Source organism: Burkholderia sp. Ac-20353 (assembly GCF_017104785.1).
GTDB lineage: Bacteria > Pseudomonadota > Gammaproteobacteria > Burkholderiales > Burkholderiaceae > Burkholderia.
The window spans coordinates 1-8,732 of sequence record NZ_JAAGPL010000283.1 but is presented as its reverse complement, the minus strand read 5'-3'; the positions used below and the strand labels follow the sequence as shown (position 1 = coordinate 8,732).

General features: G+C 68.7%; 9 protein-coding genes and 1 riboswitch. Of the genes, 2 read left to right on the top strand and 7 right to left on the bottom strand.

The window, feature by feature from the left end; translation table 11 throughout:
• Window positions 1–317 (bottom strand): nitronate monooxygenase (locus tag G3N94_RS37870; protein ID WP_205799336.1); only part of this gene is annotated, 317 nt, incomplete at its 3' end.
• A 261-nt stretch (window positions 318–578) separates the two neighbouring features.
• On the opposite strand from G3N94_RS37870, the gene G3N94_RS37865 reads away from it, so the two are divergent.
• Together G3N94_RS37865 and G3N94_RS37860 are read left to right on the top strand one after the other, a co-directional pair.
• Window positions 579–1,271 carry a dienelactone hydrolase family protein gene (locus tag G3N94_RS37865; RefSeq protein ID WP_205799335.1) on the top strand — a complete coding sequence of 231 codons (693 nt, stop codon included), beginning with the start codon at window positions 579–581 and terminating at the stop codon, window positions 1,269–1,271.
• Between the two features lie 85 nt (window positions 1,272–1,356).
• Window positions 1,357–2,829, top strand: a complete 1,473-nt coding sequence (locus G3N94_RS37860) for an amidase family protein (RefSeq protein WP_205799334.1) — start codon at window positions 1,357–1,359, stop codon at window positions 2,827–2,829.
• Between the two features lie 83 nt (window positions 2,830–2,912).
• Here the strand turns inward: G3N94_RS37860 and metF are convergent, their stop codons facing one another.
• The 6 genes from metF to flhF form a co-directional block, all read right to left on the bottom strand.
• Window positions 2,913–3,740, bottom strand: a complete 828-nt coding sequence (gene metF, locus G3N94_RS37855; RefSeq protein WP_205799333.1) for a methylenetetrahydrofolate reductase [NAD(P)H] — start codon at window positions 3,738–3,740, stop codon at window positions 2,913–2,915.
• 19 nt (window positions 3,741–3,759) lie between these two features.
• Window positions 3,760–4,113, bottom strand: coding sequence for a phage holin family protein (locus tag G3N94_RS37850; RefSeq protein WP_205799332.1), 354 nt, complete (start codon window positions 4,111–4,113; stop codon window positions 3,760–3,762).
• A 263-nt stretch (window positions 4,114–4,376) separates the two neighbouring features.
• A complete protein-coding gene (ahcY, locus tag G3N94_RS37845) occupies window positions 4,377–5,795 on the bottom strand; it encodes an adenosylhomocysteinase (RefSeq protein ID WP_205799331.1) in 1,419 nt (472 codons plus the stop codon).
• A 32-nt stretch (window positions 5,796–5,827) separates the two neighbouring features.
• A riboswitch (S-adenosyl-L-homocysteine riboswitch) is annotated at window positions 5,828–5,946 on the bottom strand.
• A gap of 102 nt (window positions 5,947–6,048) precedes the next feature.
• Complete coding sequence (locus G3N94_RS37840) at window positions 6,049–6,783, bottom strand: RNA polymerase sigma factor FliA (protein ID WP_205799330.1); 735 nt, start codon at window positions 6,781–6,783, stop codon at window positions 6,049–6,051.
• 22 nt (window positions 6,784–6,805) lie between these two features.
• Window positions 6,806–7,621: a MinD/ParA family protein gene (locus tag G3N94_RS37835; RefSeq protein WP_205799329.1), complete on the bottom strand. Its 816-nt coding sequence runs from the start codon at window positions 7,619–7,621 to the stop codon at window positions 6,806–6,808.
• The coding region (gene flhF, locus G3N94_RS37830) for a flagellar biosynthesis protein FlhF (protein ID WP_241022306.1) at window positions 7,614–8,732 on the bottom strand (1,119 nt) is incomplete at its 5' end. The genes G3N94_RS37835 and flhF, both read right to left, overlap by 8 nt.

Genomic DNA, 8,732 nt, shown 5'->3' with positions numbered 1-8,732 from the left:
GGCGGCAGGCCGAGCGCGGCGTTGAGCGGATCGATCGCCGCGAGCGCGCGCGCGAGCGTCGCCGCGTCGGGCGTCACGTCCTGCAGCACGAACAGGTTGACCGCAAACGGCCGGTCAGTGGCCGCGCGGATCTGCGCGACTTCGTCGGCGAGGCGCTCGGGCGCGAACGCGGCTGCGCCGAGACTGCCGAGCGCGCCGGCATTCGACGCGGCGGCGACCATCGCGGACGTGGTCGCGCCGACCATCGGCGCCTGCACGAGCGGCAGGCGCAGGCCGAAGCGTTCGGCGAACGGTGTGGACAGGGAGCGGACTGACATGGGAACGATCCTTCGGTGACGCGCGAAAGCGTGTTGTAAACAGGGTGACAAGCCGGGTGACAAGCAGGGAGACGCGTTCGACTGTACCGAAGCGTCGCGCGACCGAAAAATGAATAATCCTGAACGGAACGATCGCTGCGCGAGAAGCCGGCGCCGCGCGCCGCGCGCTGCAGTGCACGGTGATTGGTGGCACACTAGGCTGCCCCCTTTTTCTCATTGCCGAGGCGTGCGCGACGCCGCCTCGCTCGTCAGGAGTTCAACGTGACTGCTCAATGGATCGACATCCCGGCCGGTAACGACAGCTTTGGCGGCTATCTCGCGCTGCCGAAGCGCGGCAAGGGCCCTGCCGTCATCATCATCCAGGAGATCTTCGGCGTGAATTCGCACATCCGCGCGGTCGCCGACCAGTACGCGGCCGACGGCTACGTCGCGCTCGCGCCGGACGTGTTCTGGCGCACGCAGCCGCGCGTCGAGCTGACCTACGAAGGCGCGGACCGCGACAAAGGCATCGAGCTGATGAAGAAGACCGATGTGAAGCTCGCGGTCGCGGACATCGGTGCGGCGGCCGACGCGCTGCGCGCGCGCGCCGAAGTCGCCGGCAAGGTCGCCGCGATCGGCTACTGCTTCGGCGGTCAGCTCGCGTATCGCGCGGCCGCGACCGGCAAGATCGATGCGGCAGTCGCGTATTACGGCGGCGGCATCCAGAACGCGCTCGACGTCGCGGACCAGGTCACGCGGCCGATCCTGTTCCATTACGCGGAGAACGACCACGCGATTCCGCCCGAGGCCGTCGGCCAGGTCAAGGCCGCGTTCGCCGGCCGCGACAACGCCGCGTTCCACCTGTATCCGGGCGCCGAGCACGGCTTCAACTGCACGGACCGCGCGTCGTACAACCAGCGCGCGGCGGCGCTCGCGCACGGCCGCACGCTGACGTTCCTCGCCGAGCATCTTTGACAAAACCGGCGGCGGGCCCGGCCCACGCGCGGGGCCCGCGCCCGCCCCCTTTTCATCACGACACGTCACACCGGGGGTGACAGCGATGCATTCGGACTATCTCGCCCACGACGCGATCGGGCTCGCCGATCTCGTCCGCCAACGCAAGGTGAGCCCGCGCGAACTGATCGATGCCGCGATCGGGCAGGCCGAAGCGGTCAATCCCGCGATCAACGCGATCGTGCTGCAGGACTACGATGCCGCCCGCGAGCGCGCCGCGACGCTGCACGACGCTGCCGGCCCGTTCGCCGGCGTGCCCTACCTCGTCAAGGACCTCGGCGCGGCGGTCGCGGGGCTGCCGCTGTCGATGGGCAGCCGGCACTACCGGTACTACGCGCCTGACGCCGATTCGCCGCTGATCGCGAAGAGCCGCGCGGCGGGATTCAACGTATTCGGCAAGACCAACACGTCCGAGATCGGCCAGATGCCGTACACGGAGCCCGAACTGTTCGGCGCGTGCCGCAACCCGTGGAACCTCGACCACACGCCCGGCGGCTCGAGCGGCGGCGCGGCCGCCGCCGTCGCGGCTGGAATCGTGCCGCTCGCGCACGCGTCCGACGGCGGCGGGTCGATCCGCATCCCGGCGTCGTGCTGCGGGCTGTTCGGCCTGAAGCCGAGCCGCAACCCGGCGCTCGTCGACCTGCCGATGAGCGGCGACCTCGTCGTCCAGCATGCGGTTGCGCGCAGCGTGCGCGACAGTGCGCTGCTGCTCGACGTGACGACCGGCCAGACGCTGCCGGGCGGCGCACCGGGCACGTTCCTCGGCGCACTCGACACGCCGCCCGCCGCGCTACGGATCGGCGTCATCGCCGACCCGATGCTGGCCCCGGCGCTGGCCGCCGACACGCGCGCGGCGCTCGACGACGCGGCCGCGCTCGTCGCATCGCTCGGCCATCACGTCGAACCGGCGACGCTGAACGTCGACTACGCACGGGCCGGCGAAACCTTCCTGACGCTGTGGGCGACGATCGCCGAGGAAATGGTGCTCGGCGCACGGCAGCTGACGGGCCGTACACCGCGCCGCAATGAATTCGAGGCGGCGACGTGGGCAATGGCCGTCGTCGGCCGGCGGCTCGCGCGCACGCGGCTGCCGGACGTGCTCGAGTGGCAGCGCCAGCTCACCGTGCAGGTCACGGGCCTCGCCGCGCGCTACGACGTGATCCTGTGCGCGTCGCTCGCGGGGCCGCCCGTCAAGATCGGCGAGCTGCAGCCGACGCCGTTCGAGCATGCGCAGATGAAGGTGCTCGCGGCGCTGCCGATCAAGCCGCTGCTGAAGGAGATGCTTGCGAAGGCGTCGCAGAAGGCGTTCGCGTGGGCCGGCTGCACCGAGCTCTTCAACCTGACCGGCCAGCCCGCGATGTCGGTACCGCTCTACTGGAACGCGCGCGGCCTGCCGATCGGCGTGCAGTTCGCCGCGCGCCACGGCGACGATGCGCTGCTGCTGAAGCTCGCGCGCCAGCTCGAACAGGCGCGGCCGTGGTTCGACCGCCGCCCGCCGCTGATGCAGGCGGGGCGCTGACGCAGCGCCAAAGAAAAACCCCGCCGGGCAACGCCGGGCGGGGTCGTGTGGTCTGCGGCCGCCAAGCGGCGCGCGAGCGTGGCTTAGCCGAGCCGTTCGCAGATCGTCTTCGTCGCGGCCGCGCCGTTCAGCGTATAGAAATGCAGCCCCGGCACGCCCGCGTCGAGCAGGCGCTGGCACAGGCCCGTGACGACGTCCGCGCCGAACGCGCGAATCGCTTCGCGGTCGTCGCCGAAGCTCTCGAGCCGGCGCGCGATCCAGCGCGGCACTTCGGCGCCGCACATCTCGGAAAAACGCATCAGTTGCGAGAAGTTCGTGATCGGCATGATGCCCGGCACGATCGGCACCTCGACGCCGAGCTTGCGCACGTCGTCGACGAAGCGGAAATACGCGTCCGCGTTGAAGAAATACTGCGTGATCGCGGAATTCGCGCCGGCCTTCACCTTGCGCGCGAAGTTCTCGAGATCGGCCTTCGGCGAGCGCGCCTGCGGATGGTATTCCGGATACGCGGCAACCTCGATGTGGAACCAGTCGCCATGCTCGGCGCGGATGAAGCTGACGAGCTCCGACGCATAGCGCAGCTCGCCGACCTCGCCCATGCCGGACGGCAGGTCGCCGCGCAACGCAACGATGTGGCGGATGCCGTGCGAGCGGTACTGGTCGAGGATCGCGCGCAGGCTGTCCTTCGACGAGCCGATGCACGACAGGTGCGGCGCGGCCTCGAGGCCGTCCTTCTGCATGTCGAGCACGGTATCGAGCGTGCCCTGCTGCGTCGAGCCGCCGGCGCCGAACGTCACGGAGACGAATTTCGGCTTCAGCGGCAGCAGTTGCGCGCGGGTCGCGCGCAGTTTCTCGACGCCTTCCGCCGTCTTCGGCGGGAAGAATTCAAACGAGAGTTCGATCGGTTTCATGATGGGAATGGCAACCCGTTCAGCCGATGTTGCGCTGGCCGAAGATCAGGGCGGACAGCAGCCACGACACGATGCTGTACAGGATCGAACCGAAGAACGCGGACCAGAACCCGGACACCTCGAAGCCCTTCAGCAGCGACGACGCGAACCAGAAGCACAGCGCGTTCACGACGAGGATGAACAGCCCGAGCGTGACGACCGTGACAGGCAGCGTCAGCAGGATCAGTACCGGACGGATCACCGCGTTGATGAGGCCGAGCACGACCGCGATGATCAGCGCGGTGCCGAAGCTCTTGATGTGGATCGACGGCACGAGGTACGTGATGATCAGCAGCGCGAGGGCATTGATGATCCAGGTGAGGATGATGCTCATGTAATGCTCCGGTTCTCGGTTGATGATCGTGGGGCCCGCCTGGAGGGCCGGCCCAAGAGGCCCGCTCGGGGCTCCTGAGGCCGGTCAGGACCGTTCGGCTTGCGCCGCTCGGGCCGCGTGCGACTGCCCGGATGACGGAACGGCGGCCGCGCCGGACTGCGCGCGGCCGCCTGTCTGCAGGCCGCCGCCCCGCCGGGCCCGCACCGTGTCGCGCATCGCTGCGCGGCCCGGCCCGCCCCCGGCGAACGGCGGCTTGCGCCGCATCAGTAGCGGTAGTGGTTCGGCTTGAACGGGCCTTCCTTCGCGACGCCGATGTACGAAGCCTGCTCGTCCGACAGCACCGACAGGTTCGCGCCGATGCGCGCGAGGTGCAGGCGCGCGACCTTTTCGTCGAGGTGCTTCGGCAGCACGTACACCTTGTTCTCGTACTCGCCGCCGCGCACGAACAGCTCGATCTGCGCGAGCGTCTGGTTCGCGAACGAGTTCGACATCACGAACGACGGGTGGCCGGTCGCGCAGCCGAGGTTCACGAGGCGGCCTTCGGCCAGCAGGATCACGCGCTTGCCGTCCGGGAAGATGATGTGGTCGACCTGCGGCTTGATGTTTTCCCACTGGTACTGGCGGGTCGACGCGACGTCGATTTCCGAGTCGAAGTGGCCAATGTTGCAGACGATCGCGTTATGGCGCATCGCCTTCATGTGATCGTGGTTGATCACGTGGAAGTTGCCGGTCGCCGTCACGAAGAGGTCGGCCTTGTCGGCCGCGTATTCCATCGTCACGACGCGGTAGCCTTCCATCGCCGCCTGCAGCGCGCAGATCGGATCGATTTCGGTGACCCACACGGTCGCGCCCAGGCCGCGCAGCGACTGCGCGCAGCCCTTGCCCACGTCGCCGTAACCCGCGACGACCGCAACCTTGCCCGCGATCATCACGTCGGTCGCGCGCTTGATGCCGTCGACGAGCGACTCGCGGCAGCCGTACAGGTTGTCGAACTTCGACTTCGTGACCGAATCGTTCACGTTGAACGCCGGGAACGGCAGGCGGCCGTCCTTTTCCATCTGGTACAGGCGGTGCACGCCGGTCGTGGTTTCTTCGGTCACGCCCTTGATGTGCGCGAGGCGCGTCGAGTACCAGGTCGGGTCGGCGTCGAGATGCTTCGCGATCGACTTGTACAGCGCGACTTCTTCCTCGTTGGTCGGCTTGGCGATCACCGAGCGATCCTTCTCGGCCTTCGAGCCGAGGATCAGCAGCAGCGTGGCATCGCCGCCGTCGTCGAGGATCATGTTCGCGAATTCGCCGTTCGGCCATTCGAAGATGCGGTGCGAGAACTCCCAGTACTCGTCGAGCGACTCGCCCTTGAACGCGAACACCGGCGTGCCGGCTTCGACGATCGCGGCAGCGGCGTGATCCTGCGTCGAGAAGATGTTGCACGAGGCCCAGCGAACGTCCGCGCCGAGCGCCTTCAGCGTCTCGATCAGCACGCCGGTCTGGATCGTCATGTGCAGCGAACCGGCGATGCGCGCGCCCTTCAGCGGCTGCTGCGCCTTGTATTCGTCGCGAATCTGCACGAGGCCCGGCATTTCGGTCTCGGCGATGTTCAGCTCCTTGCGGCCCCAGCCGGCAAGTGCCATATCGGCGACGAGATAATCGTTGGAAGCTTTGGAATCGACGATGGCGTTCATCACGCCCTCCTTTCTAAAAAATTTCTAGATTGGTGACGTGAGCGCCGTTCAGGAAGCGGCGGCCGGCGCATTGCGCCGCGGCCCGACCGCTTGGTGAAGCTTTCCGAGCCTGGCGGACGCTGGATGGCCCGTCGCAACGCTCCTCGGAAAACGGGTGGGATTGTAGCAAATCGGCGCGAAAGTTGCGCGATCGGCGCGGCAAGCGCGAGCTGCGACCAGCACGCGCGCAACGCGGCGCGCGCCGCTAAAGGGGTCAGGTTTCCGCGCCGACCCACGCCTGCTCGCGCAATCGCGCGCGCAGCCGCGCGACCGCCTGGCTGTGCAGCTGGCACACGCGCGATTCGCTGACCTCGAGCACCGCGCCGATCTCGCGCAGATTCAGACCCCGCTCGTAGTACAGCGACATCAGCAGCTTCTCGCGTTCCGGCAGCCGCTCGATCGCCTCGACGAGCGCCTCGCGCAGGTGCTCGTCGAGCAGCGCCGACAGCGGATCGGCGTGATCGACGCGATAGCGGTCGAGGAACGGCTCGTCGTCGGCCGCGCGGTCGAAATCCTCGTAATAGATGAGCTGGCTGCCGTGCAGGTCCTGCAGCATCCCCTGGTAATCGCCGAGCGGCATCTCCAGGTGCTTCGCGATCTCCGCCTCGCTTGCCGCGCGGCCGAGCTGCTGCTCGACCTGGTGCACGGCCTGCTCGACCTCGCGCGACGTCTTGCGCAGGCTGCGCGGCAGCCAGTCGTTGCTGCGCAGCTCGTCGAGCATCGCGCCGCGGATCCGCTGCGTCGCGTAGGTCTCGAACTGCGCGCCCTGGTCTTCCTTGTAGCGGCCGGCCGCGTCCATCAGGCCGATCATGCCGGCCTGGATCAGGTCGTCGAGGTCGACGCTCGCCGGCATCTTCGCGACGAGCTGCAGGCCCAGGCGGCGCACGAGCGGCGCGTATTGCGCGAGCACGTCGGCCTGGGAAATCTTTCCTTGAGCGTTGTACATCATGGCTCTCTCCTTCCGGTGGCGCTCACGCGGCGTGTGCCGCGCCCGCCTCGAACGACGGGCTGCCGCCCGCGCGGATCGGGCCCGCGCCGGGCCTCGGGCGCAGCGGCCAGTACAGCAGGTCGGCGGCAATCTGCCGGTAATCGCGTGCGGCCGGCGTCGACGGGAACGCGTCGACCGCCGTGCGCACGAGCTCACGCGCATGCTCGACGAGCGGATCGGCGCTCACGCAACCGGCGTCGGCGATCGACACCGCCAGGTAGCGGCTCGCGACGCCCGCGAGGTTGTCGTAGGCCGTCTTCGCGTCGGCGTGGCTGCCGACGTGGTTGGTCAACACGCGGAACTGCGCGATCGCATGCGCGTAATGCAGCCGCTTCATGTGCGCGTACGCCTCGGTGATCGCGTGCGCGGCGACCCGCGTGACGATCAGCACGTCGTGCGCTTCGCGTGCGAGGGCCGAGAACGCGCCGTTCGCTTCGGGCTGCGCATCGACGAGCACGATGTCGGCCGGTCCGTCGACGAAATCGCTCAGCTGCGCGTCGCTGTAGCCGGCACGCGCGAGCCGCGCGGCCGCGCACACGGCGAACCCGGCGGCGACCCGCGTGCGTTCGCCGTCGCGCAGCCATGCGCCGGCGAGCGTCGCGGCGACCGAGTGCACGTCGGCACGCTCGTCGACGACGAGCACATCCTTGCCGAGCGACGCGAGCGCGGCGGCGAGGTTCACGACGGTCGACGTGCAGCCGACGCCCGCCGGCCCGCCCGCGACCGCGACGATTCTCGACGCGCGCCCGGCCAGCAGGCGCCGCAATCCTTCAGCCTGATCGACCATGCGTTTATCCAAAGCGCACCTCGTGCAGCTCGGCGGTGGAACGTGCGGTCAGCGCGGAAAGCAGCGTCGGCATGTCCTCGTCGTGCGGCACGAAGGGCGAGCCGTCGCGCGGCACACAGAACGCACTCTTCATCAGGAATTTCTTCGTCGCGACGTACAGGTTCTCCGGCACCTTCTGGCCGGTCGACACGTAGTGGACGGGCAGCTTGTAGCGGATCACCGTGTCGAGCACGCCGCCGAGATGGGTCGCCTCGTCGAGCTTCGTGAGCACGCAGCCGGCGAGGTCCGGATGGTCGCCCGCGCTGCGGTACGCCTGCACGACCTCGTTGAGCGTGTCGCCGTGGCTCGTCGCGTTGAGCAACAGCAGACGCTGCACCGGCGTGTTCGCGCCGTGCAGCATCGCGATCTGGTCGGATACCGCGCGGTCGCGCTGGCTCATGCCGATCGTGTCGATCAGCACGATGTGCTTGTTGCGCAGCTCGGACAGCGCGAGCTCGAGATCGCCCGCGTCCTTCACCGCATGCACGGGCACGCCGAGGATCCGGCCGAAGATCCGCAATTGCTCGTGCCCGCCGATCCGGTAGCTGTCGGTCGTGAGCAGCGCGACCTTGCTCGCGCCGAAGCGCATCACGCAACGCGCGGCGAGCTTCGCGGTGGTCGTCGTCTTGCCGACGCCCGTCGGGCCCATCAACGCGAACACGCCGCCACGCTCCATCAGCGCGTCTTCGCTTTCGAGCACCGGCAGGTTCGCCGCGAGCACCGTCTGCGCCCATTCGGCCGCCTGCTCGAAGGTCTGCTCGCCGTCGCCCTGCGGCAGGTTGTCGACCATCATCCGTACGAGCTGCGCGGAGAAGCCAGCCGCGAACAGGTGTTTCGTCAGCGCGCCGTGCACGGGGCTGCGGCGCTGGCGTTCGTGCCACATCAGGCTGTCGAACTGCTCTTCCATCATCCCGCGCAGCGCGCCGAGCTCGTTCATCACCGTGTCGTTGACGATCCGCTCGATGCGCGACTTCACCGCGTCCGCGACTGCCGCGGCCGTGTCGGTCGGGATGCGCGTGCGTTCGGCCGGCTTCGGCGCGGGCGCGTCGGCGATCCGGCGCGGCGCGGCCGCTTCGGCCGGGAT

Excerpts from the sequence above, each read along its gene's own strand:
- G3N94_RS37860 (WP_205799334.1), top strand. The coding sequence starts at position 1,357 with ATGCATTCGGACTATCTCGCCCACGACGCGATCGGGCTCGCCGATCTC.
- G3N94_RS37840 (WP_205799330.1), bottom strand. The coding sequence starts at position 6,783 with ATGATGTACAACGCTCAAGGAAAGATTTCCCAGGCCGACGTGCTCGCG.
- ahcY (WP_205799331.1), bottom strand. The coding sequence starts at position 5,795 with ATGAACGCCATCGTCGATTCCAAAGCTTCCAACGATTATCTCGTCGCC.
- metF (WP_205799333.1), bottom strand. The coding sequence starts at position 3,740 with ATGAAACCGATCGAACTCTCGTTTGAATTCTTCCCGCCGAAGACGGCG.
- G3N94_RS37850 (WP_205799332.1), bottom strand. The coding sequence starts at position 4,113 with ATGAGCATCATCCTCACCTGGATCATCAATGCCCTCGCGCTGCTGATC.